General features: G+C 71.5%; 19 protein-coding genes and 1 CRISPR repeat array. Of the genes, 11 read left to right on the top strand and 8 right to left on the bottom strand.

Annotation, left to right across the window (positions count from 1 at the left end; translation table 11 throughout):
* Positions 1–39: 39 nt before the first annotated feature.
* From L1280_RS08765 to L1280_RS08755, 3 genes are all read right to left on the bottom strand, one after another.
* Positions 40–690, bottom strand: a complete 651-nt coding sequence (locus L1280_RS08765; protein WP_253581732.1) for a DUF6766 family protein — start codon at positions 688–690, stop codon at positions 40–42.
* 78 nt (positions 691–768) lie between these two features.
* Positions 769–1,560, bottom strand: coding sequence for an IclR family transcriptional regulator (locus L1280_RS08760; RefSeq protein WP_253581731.1), 792 nt, complete (start codon positions 1,558–1,560; stop codon positions 769–771).
* The gene (locus L1280_RS08755) at positions 1,557–3,068 is read right to left on the bottom strand and encodes a diguanylate cyclase (protein WP_253581730.1); all 1,512 of its coding nucleotides are present in this window, start codon (positions 3,066–3,068) and stop codon (positions 1,557–1,559) included. The genes L1280_RS08760 and L1280_RS08755 overlap by 4 nt, the downstream gene beginning before the upstream one ends.
* Positions 3,069–3,227: 159 nt before the next feature.
* Here L1280_RS08755 and hutU point away from each other — a divergent pair, with 159 nt between their 5' ends.
* Genes hutU through hutH form a run of 4 tightly spaced genes read left to right on the top strand, consistent with a single transcriptional unit; the run spans position 3,228 to position 8,558 of the window.
* Complete coding sequence (gene hutU, locus L1280_RS08750) at positions 3,228–4,925, top strand: urocanate hydratase (RefSeq protein WP_253581729.1); 1,698 nt, start codon at positions 3,228–3,230, stop codon at positions 4,923–4,925.
* A complete protein-coding gene (locus L1280_RS08745) occupies positions 4,922–5,830 on the top strand; it encodes an arginase family protein (RefSeq protein WP_253581728.1) in 909 nt (302 codons plus the stop codon). Before hutU ends, L1280_RS08745 begins: the two co-directional genes overlap by 4 nt.
* Positions 5,827–7,047 carry an imidazolonepropionase gene (gene hutI / locus L1280_RS08740; protein WP_253581727.1) on the top strand — a complete coding sequence of 407 codons (1,221 nt, stop codon included), beginning with the start codon at positions 5,827–5,829 and terminating at the stop codon, positions 7,045–7,047. The genes L1280_RS08745 and hutI overlap by 4 nt, the downstream gene beginning before the upstream one ends.
* Positions 7,044–8,558, top strand: a complete 1,515-nt coding sequence (hutH, locus tag L1280_RS08735) for a histidine ammonia-lyase (RefSeq protein WP_253581726.1) — start codon at positions 7,044–7,046, stop codon at positions 8,556–8,558. Before hutI ends, hutH begins: the two co-directional genes overlap by 4 nt.
* A 3-nt stretch (positions 8,559–8,561) precedes the next feature.
* Here hutH and L1280_RS08730 read toward each other — a convergent pair whose 3' ends face one another.
* Positions 8,562–9,038: a peroxiredoxin gene (locus L1280_RS08730; protein WP_253581725.1), complete on the bottom strand. Its 477-nt coding sequence runs from the start codon at positions 9,036–9,038 to the stop codon at positions 8,562–8,564.
* Positions 9,039–9,206: 168 nt separating this feature from the next.
* Here L1280_RS08730 and L1280_RS08725 point away from each other — a divergent pair, with 168 nt between their 5' ends.
* The 4 genes from L1280_RS08725 to L1280_RS08710 all read left to right on the top strand — a co-directional run bounded on the left by L1280_RS08725 (position 9,207) and on the right by L1280_RS08710 (position 13,963).
* On the top strand, positions 9,207–10,784 hold the full coding sequence (locus tag L1280_RS08725) for a catalase (protein WP_253581724.1): 1,578 nt from the start codon (positions 9,207–9,209) through the stop codon (positions 10,782–10,784).
* Positions 10,785–10,852: 68 nt separating this feature from the next.
* Positions 10,853–12,100, top strand: coding sequence for a glycerate kinase (locus tag L1280_RS08720; protein ID WP_253581723.1), 1,248 nt, complete (start codon positions 10,853–10,855; stop codon positions 12,098–12,100).
* A 79-nt stretch (positions 12,101–12,179) separates the two neighbouring features.
* Entirely contained in the window at positions 12,180–12,341 is a 162-nt protein-coding gene (locus tag L1280_RS08715; protein WP_253581722.1) for a hypothetical protein, read from the top strand.
* 104 nt (positions 12,342–12,445) lie between these two features.
* On the top strand, positions 12,446–13,963 hold the full coding sequence (locus L1280_RS08710; RefSeq protein WP_253581721.1) for a diguanylate cyclase domain-containing protein: 1,518 nt from the start codon (positions 12,446–12,448) through the stop codon (positions 13,961–13,963).
* Positions 13,964–14,033: 70 nt separating this feature from the next.
* A CRISPR array of direct repeats spans positions 14,034–17,717; the repeat unit is 29 nt; unit sequence CGGACCATCCCCACACCCGTGGGGAACAC.
* A gap of 180 nt (positions 17,718–17,897) precedes the next feature.
* On the opposite strand, the gene L1280_RS08705 is transcribed toward L1280_RS08710, so the two are convergent.
* Positions 17,898–18,782 (bottom strand): DNA repair protein, encoded by an 885-nt coding sequence (locus L1280_RS08705; RefSeq protein WP_253581720.1) that lies wholly within the window; start codon positions 18,780–18,782, stop codon positions 17,898–17,900.
* A 152-nt stretch (positions 18,783–18,934) separates the two neighbouring features.
* Between L1280_RS08705 and L1280_RS08700 the strand changes: the two genes are divergently transcribed.
* The gene (locus tag L1280_RS08700) at positions 18,935–20,632 is read left to right on the top strand and encodes a diguanylate cyclase (protein ID WP_253581719.1); all 1,698 of its coding nucleotides are present in this window, start codon (positions 18,935–18,937) and stop codon (positions 20,630–20,632) included.
* Positions 20,633–20,680: 48 nt separating this feature from the next.
* On the opposite strand, the gene L1280_RS08695 is transcribed toward L1280_RS08700, so the two are convergent.
* Positions 20,681–21,319, bottom strand: coding sequence for a response regulator transcription factor (locus tag L1280_RS08695; RefSeq protein WP_253581718.1), 639 nt, complete (start codon positions 21,317–21,319; stop codon positions 20,681–20,683).
* Positions 21,320–21,328: 9 nt separating this feature from the next.
* Entirely contained in the window at positions 21,329–22,816 is a 1,488-nt protein-coding gene (locus tag L1280_RS08690; protein WP_253581717.1) for a HAMP domain-containing sensor histidine kinase, read from the bottom strand.
* 169 nt (positions 22,817–22,985) lie between these two features.
* Between L1280_RS08690 and L1280_RS08685 the strand changes: the two genes are divergently transcribed.
* Positions 22,986–23,498, top strand: coding sequence for a hypothetical protein (locus tag L1280_RS08685; RefSeq protein WP_253581716.1), 513 nt, complete (start codon positions 22,986–22,988; stop codon positions 23,496–23,498).
* A gap of 128 nt (positions 23,499–23,626) precedes the next feature.
* Entirely contained in the window at positions 23,627–24,730 is a 1,104-nt protein-coding gene (locus L1280_RS08680; protein WP_253581715.1) for a DUF4384 domain-containing protein, read from the top strand.
* A 95-nt stretch (positions 24,731–24,825) separates the two neighbouring features.
* Here the strand turns inward: L1280_RS08680 and L1280_RS08675 are convergent, their stop codons facing one another.
* A complete protein-coding gene (locus tag L1280_RS08675; RefSeq protein ID WP_253581714.1) occupies positions 24,826–25,323 on the bottom strand; it encodes a hypothetical protein in 498 nt (165 codons plus the stop codon).
* Positions 25,324–25,394: the final 71 nt, after the last annotated feature.

The raw sequence follows: 25,394 nt of genomic DNA, 5'->3' as shown, positions 1-25,394 counted from the left end.
CGGGGCGGTCAGACGGGCATCAGTTGCCGGGAGCCGGGTTCACTTCCCGGTGTGGCGGTGGGGCACCTCCACCTCCTTGGACTCGGCCGAGCCGCGCTCGCGCAGGAAAATGGTCAGCACCACCATCGCCCCGACCGACAGGAACTCGCTCTGCCAGTTCTGAAAGGACTGCTGCCAGAAGTCCGCGCTGCCCAGGAACTCCAGGACCGAGATGGGGGGAGCGCCGTGCAGGGCCTCTTCCAGATTGTGCTCGGCGGTGCCGCCCAGCAGGTGCATCACGAAGGACACGGCGAAGAGGGTCAGCAGCGTCAGCGACAGCGAGTGGCCGTAGAGTTGCGCTGCCCAGCCGCCGCGCCGCACCGGGCTGGGGACCGGGCCGTCCGGCTTGGGCTGGGGGGGTGGCTCCTCGTCGGGCAATGGGTTCGATTCGGCCGAGCCGCGCTGGTAGAGCCGCGCGGTCAGCAGCACGAAGGCGGCCATCTGGAGAAATTCGCTCTCCCAGTTCTCGCCCGTCGCTTCCCAGAAGTGCCCGGTGCCGAGGTACCGCCCGAACGAAAGCGCCGCGCGGCCGTGTTCCTCCAGGTCGCTGTTGTGGACCTGAAAGCCCGTCAGGGCCTGCGCCGCCCAGAACACCAGAAACAGCCCCAGGGTCACCACCGACAGCCCGTTGTCCCGAAAAAACGTCTTCACGCCGCCCCCCACCTTTCCGGGCCGGTTCGCCCCGTTCGCACAACCAGGGCCAGAGGTATCACATCCCACAGTGCTCGGCTAGCGCGAAGCGGGCGGGGGGCGGTACCCCAATGCCCACTCCACCTCCGCCGCCGCCGCGTGCAGGGTGCGCAGCAGCGTCTCGCGTTCCCGCAGCCGGGAGGTCGGCAGGCTGACGCCGAGCGCGGCGAGCACCTCTCCGCCCGCGCCATGCAGGGGTACGGCCAGGCCCCCGGTGCCCACGGCCCATTCGTCGGCAGTGGCCGCGTGCCCGGCGCCCCGGATGGCGGCAGCCTCGGCCTCCCACGCGGCGGGGTCGGTCAGGGTGGCGGCCGTGTAGGCCGGGGCGGGGGAGGGCAGGGGACGCTCTGCCAACGCCAGCAGCAGTTTGCCGCTCGCGGTGGCGTGGGCAGGCAGCTCGAAGTCCAGTTCCCCCGCCACCGGCGGCCCGTCCCGGCCCTGCACGCTGCGGGCGACGCACAGCAGCCGCCTGCTTCCCGCGTCCTGGCCGTCCAGCACGCACAGAAAGGCCAGCAGGTGCGTTCCCCGCGCCACCCTCTCCATCGCCGCGTGGGCGGGGGCGTACCAGGGCAGGCTGCCGTACAGGGCCGAACTCAGCTTGAGCAGGCGCCACCCCAGCCGGTAGCGGCCCCGGCCCACCCGCGTCAGCAGGCCGGTCGCGGCCAGCGTTTCCAGTTGCTCGTGCAGGGTGGAGGTCGGCCGTCCCAGCGTCCGGGCGAGGTCGGAGAGGTGCCACTCGGTGTGGTCGGCGTCGAACACTTCGAGCAGCCGCACGGCCGCCGCGACGGCGCCCCGCCCCGCCTCCGGCCCCCCGCGGCGGGACGGCGTCAAGCGGGCGTCCCCTCCTCCCAGACCCGGACCTGGTTGCGCCCGGCCCGTTTGGCCGCGTACATCGCCTGATCGGCCCGGCGCAGGCCTTCCGGAAGCGGTGCCCCGGCCACCGCCACCCCAATGCTGAGGGTGACCGGGACCTCGGCGCCCAGCGCCGCCCAGTCGCGCTCCTCGCAGGCCCGCCGCGCCACGTCCAGGCCCCGCGAGAGTCCGGCGGCGTCTGCCCCCACCCGCGCGGCCACGAACTCGTCCCCGCCGAGGCGGGCGAGCAGGTCGCCCGCGCCCAGATGAGCCCGCAGCAGGGCCGTCACCTCGCGCAGCACCGCGTCCCCCACGTCGTGGCCGTGCGCGTCGTTGACCGCTTTGAAGTGGTCCACGTCCACGAACGCCAGCGTGATTCTGTGTCCGGCATGCAGGTGCTCCCGGCTCCAGGTGACGAAATGGCGGCGGTTGGGCAGCCCGGTGAGGTCGTCGCGCAGGCTGAGTTCGGCCGCCTCGCGGTGCAGCGAGCGCAGGGTCTCGGCCTCGGCCCAGAACTGCTCGGCGGCCCGGCGCGTCTCCTCGGTGCGGTGCATGGTTTCGGTGACCTTGAGGCCCATTTCCTGCTCGCGCCCATGGCGCCCGCGCACGCAGGCCAGCAGGGCACGCAGCACGCGGGCGGCCTCCTGAAAGTCGCCCAGCCGTTCCAGCGCGTAGGCTTGCGTCTCCAGAAAGTCGTCGCGCATGTCGTCGCGCCCGGCGAGCCACCCCGAAAGCTCCTCCAGCGCCGTGATCGCCCGCGCGGGGTCGCCGTGCAGCGCCTCCACCTTCGCCGCGAAAAAGCGCAGGGTGTCGTGGCTGTCGGCCGGGAGGTCGGCAGGAATCTCGGTGACGAGGTGCCGCGCCAAGTCCAGATTCCCGGCGGCGGCGGCCCGCAGCGCCTGCTGGCTGACGGTGCCCACCCAGTAGGGCCACGCCCGCGCCTCCCGCACCAGCCCGGTCGCCTGCGCGAGCAGGGCGTCGCTGCGCTCGTGCTGCCCCAGTTCCGCGTGGGCCACGCTGAGGTTGAAGGCCGCCAGCCCCAGGTTGGCCCGCTGCGCCTCCCCCGCGTCCTGAAACACCTGATAGGCCATTCGGAAGCGCAGCAGCGCCCGCTGCGGATCGTCCCAGACCAGCAGCACCCCGATGTCGTTGTGGGCCAGCCCTTCCGTCTCGGGGTCGCGGGCCTCGCGGGCCAGCGTCAGTTGGCTCTGGAAGGCCGCCAGGGCGGCGCCCCCGCGCCCCAGGTTGAGCAGGGTCACCCCCCGCACGTTCGCGGCGCGGGCGGCCCAGACGGGCGGGGCTTCCTCCATCCGCGCGTCGGCCCGCTCCAGACACAAGAAGGCCTCGTCGTACTGGGCGTCCCGCCAGTGCAGGTAGGCCCGCAGGACCTCGTGCCCCACGCTCCGGGGCTGTTCCCCGGCCGTCTCCAGGGCCAGCGCCCGGTCACTCATTCGCACGGCCCAGGCCCGTTCCAGACGGCTCCACATGGGGGGCAGTATGCCGGGCCAGTTCTTGCAGGAGCAGCACAATTCCACACCCTTTCCGGCTCAAACGGAAACCGGCCTGACAACCCCGGGGAACCGCGCCAGGATGAGGGCGTTGTCCACCCTTCCAATGTTCCCCGCCCGCCGCGCAAGGAGCCGAGCATGACTCAGATAGACTTCCCCGAAGCCCCCGTCATCCGCGCCCCGCGCGGGCCGCAGCGCACCGCGCGGGGCTGGATTCAGGAAGCCGCCAAGCGAATGCTGATGAACAACCTCGACCCGGAGGTGGCCGAGCACCCGGCCGAGCTGATCGTGTACGGCGGGCGCGGCAAGGCGGCGCGGAACTGGCCTGCCTTCCACAAGATCGTGGAGACGCTCGATCGCCTGGAGAACGACGAGACGCTGCTGATCCAGTCGGGCAAGCCGGTCGCCGTCCTGAAAACGCACGAGTGGGCGCCCCGCGTCCTGCTCGCCAACTCCAACCTCGTGCCGCACTGGGCGACCTGGGAAGAGTTCGACCGCCTCGACCGCGCGGGCCTCGCCATGTACGGCCAGATGACCGCCGGAAGCTGGATCTACATCGGCACCCAGGGCATCCTTCAGGGCACTTACGAGACGTTCGCGGCGGCGGGCCGCAAGCACTTCGGCGGCTCGCTGAAGGGCACCGTCACCGTCACGGCGGGCCTGGGGGGGATGGGGGGCGCCCAGCCCCTCGCGGTGAAGCTGGCCGGGGGAGTCAGCATCACCATCGAAATTGACCCCACCCGCATCCAGAAGCGGCTCGACACCCGCTATCTCGACGAGGTGGCCGACTCGCTGGAAGACGCCATCGCGCGGGCCGAGGGGTACAAGGCGGCGGGAGAAGCCCGCTCCATCGGCCTGCTGGGCAACGCCGCCGACTTGATTCCCCGGCTGGTGGAGATCGGCTATACCCCCGACCTCGTCACCGACCAGACGAGCGCCCACGACCCCATGTGGGGCTATATCCCGCCTGTCGCCGCCGACGAGGACGCCTCCCGCCTGCGCCAGGATGACCCGGAGGAGTACCGCCGCCGTGCCTACGAGGCGATAGCCGCGCACGTCCGCGCGATTCTGGAGCTCCAGCGGCGGGGAGCCGTCGCCTTCGACTACGGCAACAACCTGCGGCACCGGGCGCGGGAGGCGGGCGTCGAGAATGCCTTCGACTACCCCGGCTTCGTGCCCGCCTTTATCCGCGATTCCTTCTGCGAGGGACGCGGCCCCTTCCGCTGGGTGGCCCTCTCCGGCGACCCGGAGGACATCCGCGCGACCGACCGGGCGCTCCTCGACCTGTTCCCCGAAGACGAGCGGCTGCAATCCTGGCTGACCTACGCCGCCGACCAGATCGCCTTCCAGGGCCTGCCCGCCCGCATCTGCTGGCTGGGGTACCGGGAACGCGACCGCGCCGCGCTGCTGTTCAACGAGATGGTGGCCGACGGTCGGCTGAAGGCGCCTATCGTGATCGGCCGCGACCACCTCGACGCCGGGTCGGTCGCCAGCCCCTACCGGGAGACCGAAGCCATGCGGGACGGCTCAGACGCCGTGTCCGACTGGCCGCTGCTGAACTTCGGGGTGGGCATCGCCTCGGGCGCCGCGTGGATGAGCTTTCACCACGGCGGGGGCGTGGGCCTGGGCTTCTCGCAACATTCCGGGCTGGTGGCCGTGGCGGATGGGACACCGGAAGCTGCGCAACGCCTCAGCCGATGCCTGACGAACGATCCCGGCATGGGCGTCATCCGCCACGCGGACGCGGGCTACGACCTCGCGCTGGACGTGGCGCGGGAGCGGGGGCTGGACCTGCCGAGCCTGGGCGTTGAGGACCACACGAAGGAGCAGGGGTGAGCCAGCCCACCCACCTCCCCTACGGGGGCATTCCCACCTTCGCCCGTGCCCCCCACGCCCCCCCCGACGGCGACTGGCGCTCGGACGTGGGGGTGCTGGGCATTCCCTTCGACCTCGCGCTGGGTTTCCGCCCCGGTGCCCGCTTCGCGCCCCGTGCACTGCGGGAAGCGTCCCTGCGCTACGTGCCCCCCTTCACCGGGCTGGACGGCGTAACCCGGCTGGCGGGCGCGACCTTCACCGACGCGGGCGACGTGGTGCTGCCTTCCCTCGAACCCGAACTTGCCCGCGACCGCACGACGGGGGCGGCGCGGCGGATACGGGAACGCTGCCGCCTGCCGGTGTTCTTGGGGGGCGATCACTCGGTCACCTTCCCGCTGCTGCGGGCCTTCGATGACGTGCCTGACCTCCATGTCGTCCAGCTCGACGCGCACCTCGACTTCACCGACACCCGCAACGACACCCGCTACTCCAACTCCAGCCCCTTTCGTCGGGCGGCAGAGGCCCTGCCCAACCTCGTTCACATCACCACCATGGGCCTGCGCGGACTGCGCTTCGACCCCGAGGCGGTGGCGGCGGCGCGGGCGCGGGGCCATACCCTGATCCCGATGGAGGCTGTGGCTGCCGACCTCGCCGGGGTGCTGACGCAGTTGCCGACTGGGAAAAACGTCTACCTCAGCGTGGACGCCGACGCCCTCGACCCCGCCGTGCTGCCGGGCACGAGCAGCCCGGAGCCGGATGGACTGAGTTACGGCCAGGCGATGCGCGTGCTGGCGGAAACAGCCCGCCGCAACACGGTCGTGGGTTTCGACCTCGTGGAACTCGCGCCGAACCTCGACCCGACGGGGCGCAGCGAACTGATCGGAGCGCGGCTGATCATGGAGACGCTGGCGGAGGTCTTCCGATGACGGACACGCTCTACACCGGCATTTCCCAGCTCGTCACCCCCCGCCCCGGCCCGCAGGGGGGACGGGCGATGCGCGAGCTGACCGTGCTGGAGGACGCCGCCCTCCTTGTCTCCGGCGGGCTGGTCCGCTGGGTGGGCGGCCGCGCCGACGCTCCTGGGGCCGCCGACAAGCGCGACCTCGGCGGGGTGGCGGTGGTGCCGGGGCTGGTGGACCCCCACACCCACGCGGTCTGGGCCGGGGACCGCCTCGCGGATTTCGAAGCGCGGGTGGAGGGGGTGCCCTACGAAACGATCCTCGCGCGGGGCGGCGGCATCCACTCCACCATGCGGGTGACGGCGGCAGCGAGTGAAGAGGAGCTGGCAAGGCTGGCCCTCCCACGCCTTCAAGCGCTGCAACATTCAGGGGCGACGACCATTGAAGTCAAAAGTGGTTACGGTTTGGATTTCGATGCTGAACTCCGGATGCTCCAGGCGGCTTACTTTGCCGAGACGGAATTTGCTGGCTCTGTCATCCGCACCCTCTTAGTCCATGTTCCCCCTCCTGAGGGCCGCGCCGAGTACGTCCGCGCCGTTTGCGAGGAACTGATTCCGGAAGTGGCTCAGGACAATCTGGCTCAGGCTGTAGACGTGTTTTGCGAAAAGGAAGCCTTCAGCGTCGCGGAAACGCGGGCCATCCTCGAAGCTGCCCAAGCCCACGGCCTCGCCACCAAGCTCCACGCCGACCAGTTCCACGCCATCGGCGGCACCGAACTCGCCTGCGAGATGGGGGCGCTCAGCGTGGACCATCTGGAGGCAAGCGGCCCGGCGCAGGTCGCGGCGCTGGCCGCTTCATCCACGGTGGCGACCGTTCTCCCCGGCGTCACCCTTCACCTCGGCCTGCCCGCCGCCCCCGCCCGTGCTTTGGTGGACGCGGGGGCGTGCGTGGCGGTGGGCACCGACCTCAACCCCGGTTCCTCGCCCGTGTTCAGCTCGCAACTGGCCCTCGCCCTCGCGGTGCGGCTGTGCGGCCTGACCCCCGCCGAGGCGCTGACGGCCTGCACCGTCAATGCCGCCGCCGCGCTGGGACTGAGTGACCGGGGTGCCCTCGTCCCCGGGGCGCGGGCCGATTTTCTCGCCCTGCACTCCGCCGACTGGCGCGACCTCGCCTACACGCTGGGGACCAGTCCGGTGCGCGGCGTGTACGTGGGCGGCCAGCCCGTCAAGGAGGCCAAGCTGTGATTCTGGACCATCAACTCGACCTGGACGCCTTTCTCGCCGTGGTGCGTGGCGGTGAACCCGTAAGCCTCGCGGACGCGGCCCGGGAGCGCGTCGCGCGGGCGCGGGCGGTCGTGGAGCGCATCGTGGACGGCGACGAGGCGGTCTACGGGGTGAACACGGGCTTCGGCAAGTTCGCCTCGGTGCGGGTGGGGCGCGAGAGCCTCGCCCAGCTCCAGCACAACTTGATCGTCTCGCACGCCATCGGGGTGGGGGAGGCCCTGCCCGCCGAGGTCGTGCGCGGCATGCTGCTGTTGCGGGCGCAGTCGCTCGCGCTGGGGCACTCGGGCGTGCGGTCGGAGGTCGTGGAGCTGCTGCTCGCGCTGCTGAACGCCCGCGCCCACCCCGTCATCCCCGCGCAAGGCAGCGTGGGAGCATCTGGCGACCTCGCGCCGCTGGCGCACCTCGCGCTCGCGCTGATCGGACTGGGGGAGATGGAATACGGGGGAGCGGTGCGCCCCGCCGCCAACGTGCTGGCCGACCTCAGCCTCTCGCCACTGGTGCTGGAGGCGAAAGAGGGGCTGGCCCTCATCAACGGCACCCAACTGATGGGCAGCCTGCTGGCCCTCGCGCTGGCCGACGCCTGGACCCTGCTGGGCACCGCGAATCTGGCCGCCGCAATGACGGTGGAGGCGCTGTCGGGCTCGCACCGCCCCTTCTCGGCGGGCGTTGTGGCCCTGCGGCCCCACCCCGGCGCGGTGGCGGTGGCCGCGGAAGTCCGTACCTTCCTGCACGGCTCCGAGATCGCCCCCGCCCACGCGAACTGCGGCAAGGTGCAGGACGCCTACAGCCTGCGGGCGGTGCCCCAGGTGCATGGGGCTTCTCACGACGCACTGGTGCAGGCGGGGCGTGTCCTGGGGGTCGAGTTCGCGTCCGTCACCGACAACCCCCTGATCTTCCCCGACGGCGCTGCTGGTGATGGGGGCGAGGTCATCTCCGGCGGCAATTTCCACGGCCAGCCCCTGGCCCTGACCGCCGATGCGCTGAAGGTGGCCGTGGCCGAGCTCGGCAGCATCTCCGAGCGCCGCACCGAGCAACTGCTCAACCCGGCCCTCTCCGGCTTGCCCGCCTTCCTCGCACCCCAGGGCGGCCTCAACTCCGGGCTGATGATCGCGCAGTACACGGCGGCGGCCCTCGTCAGCGAGAACAAGGTGCTCGCGCACCCCGCCAGCGTGGACTCCATCCCTACCTCGGCCAATCAGGAGGACCACGTCAGCATGGGGGCGCACGGGGCACGTCAGCTCCGGCAGATCGTGGAGAACGTGGCGTCCGTGCTGGCGGTCGAACTCCTTGCGGCGGCGCAAGCCCTCGACTTTGGCGGGCTGCGGGCGGGGGCGGGCGTGCAGGCGGCGTGGGAGCGGCTGCGGCAGGAGGTCGCCCCGATGCAGCGCGACCGCTACTACCGCCCCGACCTCCTGCGGGTGCGCGAGCTGATTGTCAGTGGGGAACTGCTGCGGGCGGCGCGGGAGGCGTGACCCTCAGGCGTTCGCCGCGACCCGCTCCCGCACCTCGGCCAGCACCTCCGCCGCGTGGGTGCCGGGGTCCACGTTCGTCCAGTGCTGCACGACCGTGCCGTCCGGCGAGATCAGGAAGGTCTCGCGGCGGGCCGGACGCACCGGGCTGTCGGGCCAGGCGTCGTCCAGCACGCCGTAGCGCTCGCTGAGCACATGCTCCGGGTCGGGCACCAGCGGGTAGCTCACCCGGCACACGTCGTGGAAGGTGACGAGCTGGGTGCGGCTGTCGCTGCTCACGCCGATGGGCTGGGCGCCCAGCGCCCGGAACTCGGGCATCAGGGCCTCGAAGCGCCGCGCCTGAAGCTGGCAGTGGGTGGTGTTGGCGCGTGGAAAGAAGAACAGCACGACCCACCGCCCCCGCAGGGCCGCGAGGTGAAGGGGCTCATTCTGCTCGCTGCGGGCCTGAAAGTCGGGCGCGGGGTCGCCGGGTCGCGGACTCATGCGCCCGAGTATAGGCACGCAGGCGCCTTCTGCCCGCGCCGCCTTCATGCCCCCTGAAGACTGTCTCCCGCCGAAGGAACACCCCGGCGGGGTATGGCAGTCTGGAACTGGAGGCCAGGACACGGCCGGGCACGTCGCCCGGTTGCACGCTGAGCCACAGGAGGACCCATGAGCGACCAGAAGCTTCCCGACCACCACACCGCCGCCGAGGGCGAGCGCACCCTGACCACCCGGCAGGGCCACCCCGTCCGCAACAACCAGCAGCAGCGCACCGTGGGCACGCGCGGCCCCGCCACCCTGGAGAACTACCAGTTCCTCGAGAAGATCAGCCACTTCGACCGCGAGCGCATCCCCGAGCGGGTGGTGCATGCCCGTGGCGCCGGGGCACACGGTTACTTCGAGGCCTACGGCAAGGTGGGCGATGAGCCGGTGAGCAAGTACACGCGGGCCAAGCTCTTTCAGGAGCCGGGCAAGCGCACCCCCGTCTTCGTGCGCTTCTCCACCGTGATCCACTCCAGCCACTCGCCCGAGACGATGCGCGACCCGCGCGGCTTCGCGGTGAAGTTCTACACGGAAGACGGCAACTGGGACCTCGTGGGCAACAACCTCAAGGTCTTTTTCATCCGCGACGCGATCAAGTTCCCCGACGTGATCCACTCCTTGAAGCCCGACCCGGTCACCAACCGGCAGGACGGCGGGCGCATCTTCGACTTCATGAGCCACACGCCCGAAGCGATGCACATGCTGACCCTGCTGTTCTCGCCGTGGGGCATTCCGGCGAACTACCGCCACATGCAGGGCAGCGGCGTGAACACCTACAAGTGGGTGAACGACAAGGGCGAGGCCGTCCTCGTGAAGTACCACTGGGAGCCGGTGCAGGGCATCAAGAACCTCACCCAGCGCGAGGCCGAAGCCATTCAGGCCAAGAACATCAGCCACGCCACCCAGGACCTCTACGAGGCCATCGAGCGCGGCGACTATCCGCAGTGGGAACTGTTCGTCCAGATCATGTCGGACGACGACCACCCCGAACTCGACTTCGATCCGCTCGACGACACCAAAATCTGGCCCAGGGAGCAGTTCCCCTGGCTCCCGGTCGGCAAGATGACCCTGGACCGCAATCCCGAGAACTACTTCGCGGAGGTCGAGCAGGCCGCCTTCGGCACGGGCGTTCTCGTGGACGGGCTGGACTTTTCCGACGACAAGATGCTGGTGGGCCGGACCTTCTCGTACTCGGACACGCAGCGCTACCGGGTGGGCACGAACTACCTCCAGCTTCCCATCAACGCGCCCAAAAAGCACGTCGCCACCAACCAGCGCGACGGGCAGATGGCCTACCGGGTGGACGTGGCGCCGGGGCAGAACCCGCACGTCAACTACGAACCCAACTCCATGAACGGCCTGCGTGAGGCGCCGCGTGACGTGGTGGAATACACCCCCTGGGTCGAGGGCCACCTCCAGCGGGCACCCCTCGAGCGCACGAACGACTTCCAGCAGGCGGGCGAACAGTACCGCGCCTTTGAGGACTGGGAGCGCGACGACCTGATCTCGAACCTCGTGGAGAACATCTCCGCCGCCACCCCCGAGGTGCAGGCCCGGATGGTCGAGCTGTTCACGAAGTGCGACGAGGACTATGGCCGCCGGGTGGCCGAGGGACTCGCGGAAGTGCGACGGGGCCGCGAGGAGCGCGAGCGCGAGGCCGTGCAGCAGGCGGAGGAGCGCAGCAAGGAAGCGCAGCCGTACTGAGCCCCTCACCCCGCTGCTTTGCAGCGCCCCTCTCCCCTGGTAGGAGAGGGGTTTTCTATGCTCTCTCTATGAACTGGCGGGCCGTGCTGGAAGACACCTACCGGGAGGCTTTGGCGGCGGTGGCCCCGGCCCGGCTGCTTGCGCCCCATCTGGACGGGCCGCGCCCCGACCTCGTGGTCGCGTTCGGCAAGGCGGCCTTGCCCATGCTGCGGGCGGCGCTGGAAGCCTCCCCAGGGGTTCCCGGTCTCGCTGTTCCGCCCCGCGACTCGGCCGACCTGTCGGTTCCCCCCGGCGCCGAAGTCCACCCCGCCTCCCACCCCGTCCCCACCGAGGACAGCGTGCGGGCGGCGGAGGCGGTGCTGGCCCGCGTTTCAGCCCTGCCCGCCGGAAGCCGCCTGCTGGTTCTCGTCTCCGGCGGCGGCAGCGCTCTCCTCTCGGCCCCCTGGGGGGTCACGCTGGCCCAGAAGCAGGCCCTGACCCGTGAGCTGTTGGCGGCTGGGGCGGACATCACCGCGATCAACACCGTCCGTAAGCACCTCTCGCGGATAAAGGGCGGGCGGCTGGCGGCGGCCACGCCAGCCCAGGTGCGGGCGCTCCTGATCTCCGACGTGATCGGGGACGACCCCTCTGTGATCGCGTCGGGGCCGACCGTGCCGGACCCCACGACCTTTGCGGACGCGCTGGCGGTGCTGGACCGCTTCGGCATCGCTGCCCCGGAGGCCCGCGCCCATCTGGAGGCCGGAGCGCGGGGCGACCTCCCCGAAACCCCCAAGCCCGGCGAGCTGCCCCAGGCCCAGACTCAGATCGTCGGCTCCGGGCGGGTGCTGCTGGGGGCGGCCCGCGACGCCCTCACCCGGCGCGGGATCGCGGCCCACCTCCTTTCCGCGACCCAGGACGGCGACGTGCGCGACCTCGCGGCCTGGCACGCGGCGGAGCTTCGGCGGCGCCGCTCCGGCCTGACTGCTCCAGTGGTCCTCCTCTCCGGCGGCGAAGCGACCGTGACCCTGCGCGGGGATGGGGTGGGCGGGAGAAACCAGGAATTCGCGCTGTGGCTGCTACGGGAATTGGGTGAGTACGGAATCTACGCCCTCTCCGCCGGGTCCGACGGGGTAGACGGAAACAGCACGGCGACCGGAGCCTTTCTTGCCCCCGACTCCCTGATGCGGGCGCGGCGGCTGGGCCTCGACCCGGACGCCTTTCTGGCCCGCAACGACTCCGGCGCCTTCTTCACCCACCTGGGCGACGCCCTGCTCACCGGGCCGACCGGCCACAACCTCGGCGACCTGCGGCTGCTGGTGCTCCTCCCCGGCGTCTGAAGAAGGGCTCTAGACTCCCTCTGGGCTCACTGAATCCAGGGTCCTGGCAGGCGCGGCGGCGGCTCCGCACACTGGGGGCATGGAACTGACCCTGGTGATGGCCGCGACGACCCTGCTGCTGGTCGCCCTGGGCTTCATGTCGCTGAACGACGAACCTCGTCCCTCCCGGACATGGGCCGAGCGCGGCGTTCCTTCCTCCGGGCCAGAGGTCCCCGTTTCCCCGGAAGTCCGGCGGGGCTAAGCCTCTGCGCTACGGCGCGGCTTGTCCACGCGCTCCGACGGACCCACTTCGCCTGAGCTTTCTGTGAGGAGGAAGTGACAAGCCACGGTCTAGAGTGGCCGGGCATGTCCCCCATCCTTCCGACAGAGGAGTTCGCGCGGCTGGAGGCGCTGTCCCGGTACGCGATTCTGGATGACCTTCCCGCAGAGGCCTTTGCCCGCCTCGCCACGCTGGCCGCGCAATTTTTCCGGGCACCCATCGCGCTGATCAACTTTGTCGCCGAGGACAGCACCCGGTGTCAGGCCTGCGTGGGCGTTGACCTGCGCGTGCTGGACCGGCAGGTGTCCTTTTGCAGCTATACCGTGATGCAGCCTGGCGTGCTGGTCGTCCCTGACCTGCGCTCCGACGACCGCTTCGTGGACAACCCACTGGTGACGGCTCCGGGGGGGTACCGCTTTTATGCTGGCGCTCCCCTGACGACGCCGTCCGGCCACAATATCGGCACCCTGTGCGTGCTGGACACGGTGCCCCGCGAGGAGGTCAGTTCGGCCGAGCGGGAGGCGCTGCACAACCTCGCGGCCCTGGCTATCGACGAACTCGAACTGCGGCGGGTCGCCACCGAACTGGAACGTGAGGCCCGCGCCCGCGACCGTCTGGTGCAGGAGCTGCGCCGGGTCACCCAGCACAGCGAGACCCTGCTGGCCGTCTTTGAACTCGCCGACCTCGACCTGCTGCCGCACGAGCTGGCCGAGCATGCCGTCGCCCTTGTCGCGGGGGTGACGGACCTCGACTGGGCCGGGCTGATCTCCACCGGGGGGGAACTGGAACAGGCCCGCACGGTCTGGCAGGCGCCGGGGCTGAGTCCGCACGTGCAGGAGCAGTTGACCCGGCCGCCCTCCCGCGAGGCTGGTCCCAGCGGCGAGACTGTGCTGTTTTTGGACCACCCCACCAGCCTCGCCCGCGCACGGCCGGACCTTGCGGCGGCCGGAGTCTGCGTGGCGGCGCAGGTGCCGCTGGTCACGTCCGGCGATCAGGCGCTCTCGCTCCTGGCGGTACGGACCCGCCCGTTGGCCTGGGCCGCTGCCGACCGCGTGCTCCTGGAAACGGTGGGCCGCAGCGTGATGGCGGGCGTGCGCCGCCGCGCCGCCCTGGACGCCGCCCAGCGCGAAGCCACCTTCGACGCCCTGACCGGCTTGCCGGGACGCCGCGCCTTCGAGCGCGATCTCGACGCGCGGGTGGCCGGGGGAGCGCCGTTCGTGCTCGTGCGCTGCGCGTTCACGGACTTTGCCGCCCTCAACGGGGCGCTGGGGCACGTGGAGGGAGACGCCCTGCTGGCGCGGTGTGCCGAGGCACTGGGAAGCGGGTTGACGGGTGGGGACCAGGCCTACCGGCTCGACGGCGTGCATTTCGCCCTGCTGCTGACTGCTCCCGCAGAAGGCGAGCGCGAGGCCGCCGAGCGCCAGGCCCGCGAGGCCCCCGCCCGCGCCCTGAGCGCCGCGCGGGACGCCGGATTCGAGTTGCCCGGCGTCAGCGTGGGCACCGCGCTGTGGCCGCGCGACGCCCGCTCGGCCCGCGCCCTGCTGCACCTCGCCAGCCAGCGCCGCCAGGCCGACGAGCGCCGGAACGGGTCGTCGGCCGGGTAGGGGAGGGGCAGGCTGCTCAGCAGGGCCGTGGGGAGCACCGTTACGACGAGTGCCTCCGCCTGAGTAACGCCGGACCATTCCCACACCCGTGGGGAACACCCGCTGCTCACGAGGTGCTCCAGGGCGGCGGCCGGACCATCCCCACACCCGTGGGGAACACCACCGCGCAAGATGCGGCGAACGCCGCTAAAGCGGACCATCCCCACACCCGTGGGGAACACCTCTAAAAACTGGGACACGTATCACGAGAGTTCGGACCATCCCCACACCCGTGGGGAACACGCGTCGGCGCCCGTGTCGGCCGCGCTCATCCCCGGACCATCCCCACACCCGTGGGGAACACCCCGCCAGCGGCATGGCCCGGACGGAGCCCGTCGGACCATCCCCACACCCGTGGGGAACACCTGGCGAGCGTGCCGATGCGTCCCGTGAGGGTCGGACCATCCCCACACCCGTGGGGAACACTCCTGCAAGAACTTCTGCGCGCGACCCAGGGCCGGACCATCCCCACACCCGTGGGGAACACAAGATGCCCGCGAGGGCGTCCATCTGCATCTGCGGACCATCCCCACACCCGTGGGGAACACACAGCAGCGATCCTCCAGCGTTACTGGCGACACGGACCATCCCCACACCCGTGGGGAACACCTGGCCTTGGTCGACGAGGTGCACGAGCTGCGCGGACCATCCCCACACCCGTGGGGAACACCCCTTCGGCCAGCGGGGACGGGGAGCCGCTTTCGGACCATCCCCACACCCGTGGGGAACACTTGAAGGGCATCCCCGCCCAGGTCTACCTCCGCGGACCATCCCCACACCCGTGGGGAACACACCCCCCGTTCCCCTCCACGGGTCGCCAATGCCGGACCATCCCCACACCCGTGGGGAACACTTGCCCGTGAGGGCCGGGTGCGCCGCTGTCCCCGGACCATCCCCACACCCGTGGGGAACACCGCATGACGACCGAGACGACCGACAAGCCCGACGGACCATCCCCACACCCGTGGGGAACACGTTTCCGGGCCTGACGCAGTGCAATCCCAATCGGACCATCCCCACACCCGTGGGGAACACCACGCCCGCCCCGCTCCCATTGCCCGGCGCATCGGACCATCCCCACACCCGTGGGGAACACGGATGGCCTCGCGGAGCTGGTCAAACGACAGCGGACCATCCCCACACCCGTGGGGAACACGGCACTTCCGCCGCTCTGCCTTGTCTGCTTGCCGGACCATCCCCACACCCGTGGGGAACACATCCGGGAGGGGCAGGCGCACGCGCTCCGGGCCGGACCATCCCCACACCCGTGGGGAACACTACGAGCAGGTGGACGAAGCCAATCAAAAGGCCGGACCATCCCCACACCCGTGGGGAACACTCAGAGCCTGCCACGGGTTTGAGTCCGATGGCCGGACCATCCCCACACCCGTGGGGAACACGCGAGGCGACGGTGGCCCTGCTGGAAGCGCAGCGGACCATCCCCACACCCGTGGGGAACACATGGGACCGCTGAAGATCGCGCCCATCGAACCCGGACCATCCCCACACCCGTGGGGAACACGGCGGGGGTGTCGCCAAACTCGGTATGCACGTCGGACCATCCCCACACCCGTGGGGAACACGGACGGGGTAGCGAATTGGCCGGTCGGGACGGGGGACCATCCCCACACCCGTGGGGAACACAACAGGAGCATCCGCCTCACCTCGCTACCGTGCGGACCATCCCCACACCCGTGGGGAACACGCATCAGGACCATATAGAGCTGGGCGCGGGCCGGACCATCCCCACACCCGTGGGGAACACTCCATTCCATTCCGCCTGCCCCACGCGCTGCTCGGACCATCCCCACACCCGTGGGGAACACTGCCCGAAGGAATTGTTGCTGTCCAGGTACACCGGACCATCCCCACACCCGTGGGGAACACACCGACAGCCCCCGCTCCGGCATGGGGATGAGCGGACCATCCCCACACCCGTGGGGAACACTTCGAGCTGGCGCGGGACGCCGTGCAGAACATCGGACCATCCCCACACCCGTGGGGAACACTCCTCAGCCGCCGCGATCTGCTCCGGCGTGACCGGACCATCCCCACACCCGTGGGGAACACTCCCCCTCCTGCCCCCGGCTCCGGCTGGGGGCCGGACCATCCCCACACCCGTGGGGAACACTGCCCTCCCGACTGACCGGCAGGCCGCCGCCGGACCATCCCCACACCCGTGGGGAACACCGGCACCCGGAGCCGGACGGCGTTCAGGTCCGCGGACCATCCCCACACCCGTGGGGAACACTGAAGTAGCGCGAGCACAGGGCGTTGTGGGGGCGGACCATCCCCACACCCGTGGGGAACACCATGAGCCGTAATCCACCGGGGCGGCGGCGGGCGGACCATCCCCACACCCGTGGGGAACACGCCGCAGGGGGACTCTCCCGGGTAAGCTGCACCGGACCATCCCCACACCCGTGGGGAACACGGCCGCCCCAATGCCGGCCAGCGCCCCGGCGACGGACCATCCCCACACCCGTGGGGAACACCCGCACGCGTCCGCCGCGCTTGAACACGTTCACGGACCATCCCCACACCCGTGGGGAACACTAGCTCCCGCGTCATCTGGAGGTCATGCCCGCAGGACCATCCCCACACCCGTGGGGAACACACTGACAGCCCCCGCTCTGGCATGGGAATGAGCGGACCATCCCCACACCCGTGGGGAACACCAGTTTGAGGCGGAGCTTCACGCTGTCCTCTCCGGACCATCCCCACACCCGTGGGGAACACAGCAGCGCCAGGGCGAGGGCATGGGCGGGCGACGGACCATCCCCACACCCGTGGGGAACACTGAGAGGTCGTGGCGTTGTACTCGCTCTGGAGCGGACCATCCCCACACCCGTGGGGAACACAGGGTGGGCAAGAAAAGGGACGCGCTAGAGGACGGACCATCCCCACACCCGTGGGGAACACTACCTGCTCCTCCAGGGCGGCGACCTCCTCCGCGGACCATCCCCACACCCGTGGGGAACACCCTTTGCCTTTAATGCTGTCCCGCGTCCATCCCGGACCATCCCCACACCCGTGGGGAACACGGTCACTCCATTCATTCATCGGCGTCCCCTCCCGGACCATCCCCACACCCGTGGGGAACACGAGCTGGCGGGGATGCTGGCAAGGGAGTCTCCCGGACCATCCCCACACCCGTGGGGAACACGTTCTGGAGGTCGAAGAAGTTCTCTGCGGTGTCGGACCATCCCCACACCCGTGGGGAACACTCCTACGCAAAGGGTGAACAGGAATACAACACCGGACCATCCCCACACCCGTGGGGAACACAGTGACCTCCTGGGCGTGCTGGCCGTCCTCGCCGGACCATCCCCACACCCGTGGGGAACACCAATTCCGCCATGCCCTGTTCAAATTGAGCCGCGGACCATCCCCACACCCGTGGGGAACACAGTGGAGGTGATGATGCGCCCCACCGTCTGCCCGGACCATCCCCACACCCGTGGGGAACACCGACTAAACCAGCAGCACACGGACCGCCGCTCCGGACCATCCCCACACCCGTGGGGAACACCTTGACGATCTGAGCGGCGGTGATGGGGGACTCGGACCATCCCCACACCCGTGGGGAACACTGCCCGAACCCCGCGAGGCCAGGCGCGGTGGCCGGACCATCCCCACACCCGTGGGGAACACAACTCAACCTTGACGCCGCCACGAATAACCAGCGGACCATCCCCACACCCGTGGGGAACACACTTCGGAAGCACGGCCCCCTGACCCGCTCGCGCACCCTCAGGGGCGACCCGCAACCCCAGAATCAGCTTACATTTTCATAGAGCACGGAGGGGACCCCACAGCAGTGTAGACGGCCCACTGCACCCGGTGTCTCATAAAAAAGCCCTCCCAGGGCGGGAGGGGAGAGGAGAAGGAGCGCTCAGCGCAGGCCGCCGCTCAGGACAGAGGCCAGCCGTTTGGTCCCGGCGCGTTGCAGGTCGTCGAGTTGCTCGGCACCCTCGCGCAGCATGGCCTTCCAGCGGTCGAGGCTGCGGGCCTCGGTGCCCTGCACGCGCAGCACGGCCGAGCTGACGGCGAAGTGCGCTTCGGGCAGCAGCGCGAGCGCCTCGCCTGCGCCGCGGTGCCGGGCGCCCAGCAGCGCCCCCAGCATCCCGACGCTGTTGGAGCGCTCCATCAGCTCCCGCTGAAAGTTGCGGTCCTTGATGGACGCGATCACGTCCCAGGCGGCGTCGGCGAGTGCCGTCGTGGGCGAGGCGGGGCGGTGGACTTCGACGGCCAATGTCTCGCCCTGGCGCCAGGTGCGGGTCCACAGGCCGCCGCGCTCCTGGGTCCAGTGGGTCTCGAAGTCGCGGGCGTCCTCGACCAGAACCTTGATCTGGCCCAGGCCGGGGCGCAGGGTGACCCGGTGGCCACCTTCGAGCACGCCCCACTCGCTCAGGCCGTCGGCGCCAGGCGCCGTCATCACCGCGTAGGTCGCGGCGACCGTCTGCGGCCCCTCGCTCACGCGGGCGCGTTCGGCCCCGTCGACCAGCAGGGCGATGTCCAGCCCCGCCTCGGCGCGGCGCAGCTCGGCCGCGTGGTGCAGGTGCAGCAGGCCCAGCCCCCAGCGGTCGTGGGCCAGCCGCAGTTCGGCGCTCAGCACGGCGTTCAGGCGGCCCTCGTCCACGCCGTCGGCGTGCAGGGCGGGGGCCTCGCTGGCCACGCCCGCCGTGGCGACGAGGTCGGCGAATTGGGTCAGCATGTCCGCCCCCTTCGGGAAAGCGGGCTGTTCGGTCACGTCCTTTTTCTTTGCGGCTCGGGTCATGGCTACCTCGAAGGGAGAGAGGTCGTTCTGTTGTGAACAGATCAAATCCGCCGTTATTATGTCATAAACGGGTTGGCAGGACCACCCGGCGCACGTGGGGTTGAAAGAGTGCCGTCAGGACCTGCTTCCTAAGCTGAGCGCGGAGGACAGCCTTGGCGCACACTCTGGACGGACGACTGGCGACGGTGCTCACCGCTCTGGGGCGGGTGCCGGGCGACGACGTGTTGGCCCAGTTGCCGGGATTGCTGGCCGGGATCGGGCCGGATGCGGCGCAGGTCGTGCTGCCGGGGGCGGGGGGCGTGCCGCTGCGCTGCCGGGACGAGGTGGTGCGCGAACTGCGCTTGCCCCCGGACGCTCCCCTGGGGTCGTGGCTGCTGTTCGCCGCCGGAGTGGGAGCGCTGCTGGAGGTGGGGGCCGGTCGGGCGCGGGCCGAGCGGCTGCACCGCCTCACCGAACAGCTTGCCGGGCAGGGCGAGGACCTCGGCCTGGTGGGACGGCTGCTCCGGGGAGTGGTGGCCGAGTTCGGCCTGCGCGGTGCCCAGGGCCTGCGCGACCGCCACGGCACGCTGCACCCCGAGGCCCGCTGGCGGATGGGCGACCCCGGTCCCCTGCCCGACTGGAGCGCTGGGGAGCGCTCGGCCCTGCGCCGGGGCCAGCCTCTCGTCCGGCCAGAGGGCCTGCTGCTGCCCCTCGCCGGGCGCTGGCGGCCCCGGCTGGCGATGTGGTTCACGGCGCCTCCCGGCCGCGCGTGGTCCCCGCACGACCTTGACCTGCTGGGGGCGATGGCGCACGCGGCGGGCCTGGAGTTCGAGCGGGTGCAGCTCACCCGCCACATGGCCGCGCTGCTGCGGCTTCAGGAAAACCTGCTGGCGCTGGGGGCGGAAGCCGCCTACCAGCCCCTGCTCGAAGAGGCGCTGCGGATCATTCCCGGCGCCGAGACAGGCTCGCTGCTCGTGCGCGAGGGCGACGTGTTCCGGTACCGGGCGGCCATCGTTCACGACATGACCGAGCTGCGCGACGTGACCTTTACCCTGGGGGACGTGCGCGACCGCTGGTACGGCCTGGGGGCGGACGCGTGGGCCGCCGGGGTGCCGCGCGTGCTGGTGCAGCCGGGGCAGGGCGTCCACGGCACCGGGTATACCCGCGCGGGTGTGTGGGTCGACCACCTGCTGCCCTCGGTGCATGGGATCGCCGCCAACGTGGGGGTCCCGGTGCCCTACCGGGGCGAGGTCTACGCCTTTCTCAACATCGACGCCCTGCACGACCCGCAGGCCTTCAGCGGGGACTCGGTCGAGGTGGCCCGCACCTTTGCCCTGCACGCCGCGGCGCTGCTGCGCGAAACGGCCCAGCGTGCCCGCATCGAGGAAGCGGCCCGCACCGACGTGTTGACCGGGCTGCCCAACCGCCGCGCTTTTACCGAGTCACTGGCCCGGCAGGTCGCCACCGCCCGGCGCCACGGGCAGCCCCTCTCGCTGCTGGTGCTGGACGTGTCGAACTTCAAGACCATCAACGATGGCCTCGGCCACGCCGCCGGGGACGAGGCACTCGTGCAGATCGGCGCGGCCGTCGCGGGCGTGCTGCGGGCCGGGGACGAGGTCTTCCGCTGGGGCGGCGACGAGTTCGCCGTGCTGCTGCCCCACACCGCCGCCGCCGAGGCCGAGGTGGTCGCCGGGCGCATCCACGCGGCGCTGCACGCCCGGCGGGTGGGGGGCCTGCCCCTGCACGTCACGGTCGGTGTGGCCGGGACCCTGCCCGGCGAGGACCCCGACGGCGAGGCCCTGCTGCGCCGCGCCGACGCCGCCATGTACCGCGCCAAACGCGAGGAAAAGGGGCTGTCCCGTCCACCCTGAGGGCCTGTTCGTGGGTGCGCCTCCCCCAGCGGGCGCGGGGGGGCGGCCCTACAGCAGCCCCTGCCGCAGCGCCTTGACCGCCGCCTGCGTCCGGTCGGCGGCCTGCAACTTCACGAGCACGTCCTGCACGTGCAGCTTGACGGTGCTCACGCTGACGCCCAGCCGGGCGGCGATCTCGCGGTTGGGGTGGCCGTCGGCGATCAGGCGCAGCACCTCGGTCTCGCGTGGGGTCAGGGGCGAGGCGGCGTCGGGCGCCCGCACCCCCCCCAGCACGTGGTGCGCGATGCGGGGGTCGAGGTAGGCGCTGCCTGCCGCCGCCGCCCGCACCGCCAGGAGGAGCAGCTCGGGCGTCTCGCGCTTGAGGCAGTAGGCCTCGGCCCCCGAGGCCAGCGCCGCGAACACCTCGTCGCGCAGGTCGTGGGCGGTGAGCATCACGATCCGCACCTCCGGCCAGCCGCGCTTGATCTCCGCCGCCGCCCGCACCCCGTCCATCCCCGGCAGCCCGATGTCGAGCACAGCCACGTCCACCGCGACGCGGGCGAGCACCTCCAGCGCTTCCTCGCCGCTGCGGGCCTCGGCGACCACCCGCAGGTCGGGTTCCAGGTTCAGGGTGGCCCGCAGCCCGTCGCGGGTAAAGGCGTGGTCCTCGACCAGCAGCACGCGGATGGGGGCGGCGGGGGCGCTCATGCCCGCAGGCTACCCCGCCTCGCCGCGCGGCAGGGTCAGGGTAAAGACGCTCTGGGCGCGGGCGGTGCGGGCGTAAGTCACCGTGCCGCCGTGCGCCGCTGCGATCTGCCGGGTGAGGTACAGCCCCAGCCCGGTGCCGCCCCCCGCCCCCCCGCCCCGGAAGCGCCCGAACAGGGTCGCTTCCCGCGCGGGGGGCACGCCCGGCCCCTCGTCGGTGACGGCGAGCACGGCCTCGTCGCCGCGCCCGCGCAGGGTCACCCACACCGTGCCCCCCGGCGGGCTGAACTTCACCGCGTTTTCCAGCAGGTTCTGCACCGCCCGCCGCAGGTCGTGCGCCAGCCCATACACCCGCACGCCCTCCAGCTCCGGCTCGAACACCACCCCCCGCGCCCGCGCCCGCTCCTCCAGTTGCCCGATCACGCCCAGCGTCAGGTCGCGCAGCGTCACCTCGCGCCGCTCGCCGCCGGGTTCGCCGCTCTCGTACTTGGCGAGCAGCAGGAGCTGATCGGCCAGCGCGAGCAGCTCGGTATTCGCCTCCAGCCCGTTGTCCAGGGTGGCGCGGTACGCGTCGGGAAGGGGACCGTACGCTCCCCGCAGCGCCGCCCGCATGTTCATGGAGTTTGCCAGCAGCGGCGTGCGCAGGTCGTGGGAAAAGGCGTACACCAGGTCTTGCAGCACCTCCCCACGCCGGGCCAGCCGCTCGCCCTGCACCCGCAGGCTGTCGAGCAGTGCGGCCCGCTCCAGCGGCGCTTCCAGGGTCGCCAGCGCCTCGCGCAGCCGTTCCGGCTCCGTCGCCGGGCGCGTCACCAGCACCAGCAGATCGTCTTCCCCCGCGCGGCGCAGGTGCCCCACGAAGGGCGAGTCCGTCCCGCTCGCCTCCGCGCCCGTCCGCGCCAGCACCTCCAGTGGCAGGCGGCGGCCCAGGTGCGAGGGAGCGCCGGGCGGGCTCAGGGCGTGCGGCCCGCGCAGGGTGGCGCGTGACAGGCGCCCGATCTCGACCGAGTCTGCGCCCGCCAGCTCCCGCAGCGCCTCCGCCGCCCGCGCCACGAAGTCGGCCTCGCCCAGCGCCCCGCCCACGGCCTCGCCCACGCGCCGCAGCGCCCGCTCCCGCACCAGCCGCCCTTCCTCGGCGGCCAGCCGCGCCGCCCGCGCCGAGGCTTCCCGTGCCCGCAGCGACAGCGCCCCCACCAGCAGCACCGCCGCGACGCTAATCGCCCGGTTGCCGAGTTCCTCCGGTCCCGGGGCGTCCCGCACGCCCCCCAGCAGCCCCGCGCCCACGTTCGCCGCCACCGCCAGCGCGGTGAGCCACCCCGTGAGCCTGCGCCGCCCACCCAGCGCGGCCAGCGCCACCGGCACGGTCAGCAGCGTGCCCACGACCAGCCCGCCCGGCGTGAGGAGATCGGCCAGCGTGATGCCCAGCAGCAGCGCGGCGCTCAGCCATCCTACGGACCGGGGCAGCCAGCGCGGGGCCGGGGCAGACAAGAGGCGGGCAGGCATGGGGCAAGGCTCCTGAATGGGAGGGGGCTGGAGGGGCTGGAAAGAAGGCCGAACCGCCCCAGTATGCGGCCTGGGCCGGGCGGCGTCTGCACCCGCCGGGCAGGACCCGCCGGGGAGGCCCCCCGGCTGCGCCCCACCGCTGGCTCCCGGATGCGCTATGTAAGGAGGCGTGACCCCAGCCCATCCCCAGGACCGACCGGACCAAGACGCGACGGCCCCTGCCCCCCGTCCCCCCCGCCCGCGCTGGCCCGCCGCGGTGGCCGCCGGAGTCGCCGGGGCCGTCACCGTGACGCTGCTCAACGAGGGCGTGCGGCGCGTCCTGCCCCACGCGCCGCGCATGGACGTGATCGGGGAGCGTGCCCTGAGCGGCACCCTGCGGGCGGCGGGCGCCGAGCCGCCACGCGGCCGTGACCTCTACCGGGCGACCCTGGCCGCCGACCTGCTTTCCAACGCCCTGTACTACAGCCTGGTTGCTGTGGGCCAGACCGGCGGGCACTGGGCGCGGGGCGCGGCGCTGGGGCTGGCGGCCGGAGTGGGCGCCGTGGCGCTCCCGGAGCCGCTGGGGCTGGGGCGGCAGCCTGGCGCCCGGTCGCCCCGCACGCCCGCGCTGACCGCCACCTGGTACCTCGCGGGGGGCCTCGCGGCGGCGGCGGCGGCCGGGGCGCTGGCGCGGAAATCCTGAAGGCGCCGGGCCACCTCCGGGGGGTCCCCCAGTTTCCTGGCGAGAACCTTACGGCCGCTAAAGGCAGGCTCAAGTTCCGGCGCCGGGGCATCAGAAAGCCGTTAAGCGGACGCGGCATGATGGCCCGCATGAAGAAAGTCCTGACCACCAGCCTGGCCCTCGGGGCCGCCCTGACGACCTCCGCCTTCGCGCAGCCGCGCCTCAGCGCCCAGAGCATCATCGTCAACCCCGTGCAGCCGGACCTCTCGGTGAGCGTGCGGGTCGACAGGGACGCCAGCGGCACCGGCACCCCCAGCTACCGCGTGGGCGAGAACATCCGCATCTCGACGACCGTCAACCGCGACGCCTACGTCTACCTCTTCAACGTGGACGCGACGGGCGAGGTCACCCAGATTCTCCCCAACCGCTTCGAGAGCGGCGCGAATTTCATCAAGGCGAACACCACCAAGGTCTTCCCGGCGGCGGGCGACACCTTCACCTTCACGGTCGACGGCCCGGTCGGCCTGAACAAGGTGCTCGCGCTCGCCAGCCTGACGCCGCTGAACCTCGATCAGGTCAGCTCCTTCAAGACCCAGCAGGACCAGTTCGCCACCGTGACCGCCCGTGGGCAGGACCAGCTCGCGCAGGCGCTGAGCATCGTGGTGACGCCGCTGCCCCAGACCAACTGGGTGACCGACACCGCCTTTTTCAACGTCGCCGCGCAGACCCCGGTGCAGACCGGCGGGCTGTTCGTGGGCACCAACGTGGCGGGCGCGACCGTGACCCTCAACGGCCAGCGGCTGGGCGGCGCCAACGTCACCTACAGCAACATCCGCCCCGGCACCTACCCGGTGCGCGTGCAGGCCCCCGGCTTCCAGGACTTCTCGACCACCATCACCGTCCGCGCGGGCGTGACCACCAACCTGAACGTGGACTTCGCCGCGCCCGTCGCCGTGACCCCGGTGCAGCCGGTCCAGCCCGCGCAGCCCGGCAACATCGTGCTGGACCTGTTCCGGGGCCTGCTCGGCGCCATCGCGGGCACCCAGCTTCAGGACCCCGCCCGCAGCGCCTACGACCAGAAGGTCGCCGACCTCCAGCGCCAGGGCTACGTTCTCCAGAGCACCCGGCAGACCGCCAGCGGCTACGTGGGCACCCTCCAGGGCCGCACCGGCACCGTCACCCTGACCGTCGACCGGGGGGCCAACCGCACCATCGTCGTCGAGGTCAGCGAGACCACCGTCTACCGCTACTGAGCTTGAAAGCAAGGGTCCCCCAGGCGTTCGCCTGGGGGCTTCTTCATGGCCCAGCGCTGGAGGCAGCAGGCCCGCCGTGTGCCGTGGCGGCCAAGTTAAGGCAGCGGCTCGATCTCCGAGAGGGACGTGGAGGTGGATTCGATGCGCTGCTGGCGCAGGGCGCCGAGTTCCTGGGCATCCACGGCGTGGTCGGCCATCACGATGGTCTGGCACAGCAGCAGCATGGACGCGCTGACGCTGCCCCCCAGCACGCGGGTGCCCTCTGGCGTCAGCACCACCCCCCGGCGCCCGTCGGTCAGGATCAGGACGTGCGGCCCCACCAGCAGCCCCGCGCTCGCCGGGTGCGCCCACGCCTTGGCCCGCGAGGCGAGCAACTCGGCCCGCCACCCGTCGGTGTCGGCGGCGCCCGCGACCTCGTGCCCCGGCGCCTCCCCGATCAGGTCCCCGATCAGGGCGTGAATCGCCTCGCCCCCGCCCACGGCCGTGAGCTGCCCGACGAGTGCGTCCCGGCCGAGGTCGCCGGATTGCCACAGCGCCACCGCCCCGGCCAGGGTGGGCGCTCCTGGGCCGCCAGACTCTGGTCGCTGCGTCATGCGGTTTCCCTCCGGCGGGCCGGAACAGGAAGGGGAATCAGGGCACAGCCGCTCATGTCCGACAGTCTACG

Source organism: Deinococcus sp. HSC-46F16 (assembly GCF_024171495.1).
Lineage (GTDB): Bacteria > Deinococcota > Deinococci > Deinococcales > Deinococcaceae > Deinococcus.
Note: the sequence above shows the minus strand (reverse complement) of the source record. Positions and strands in the feature narration are given on the sequence as shown.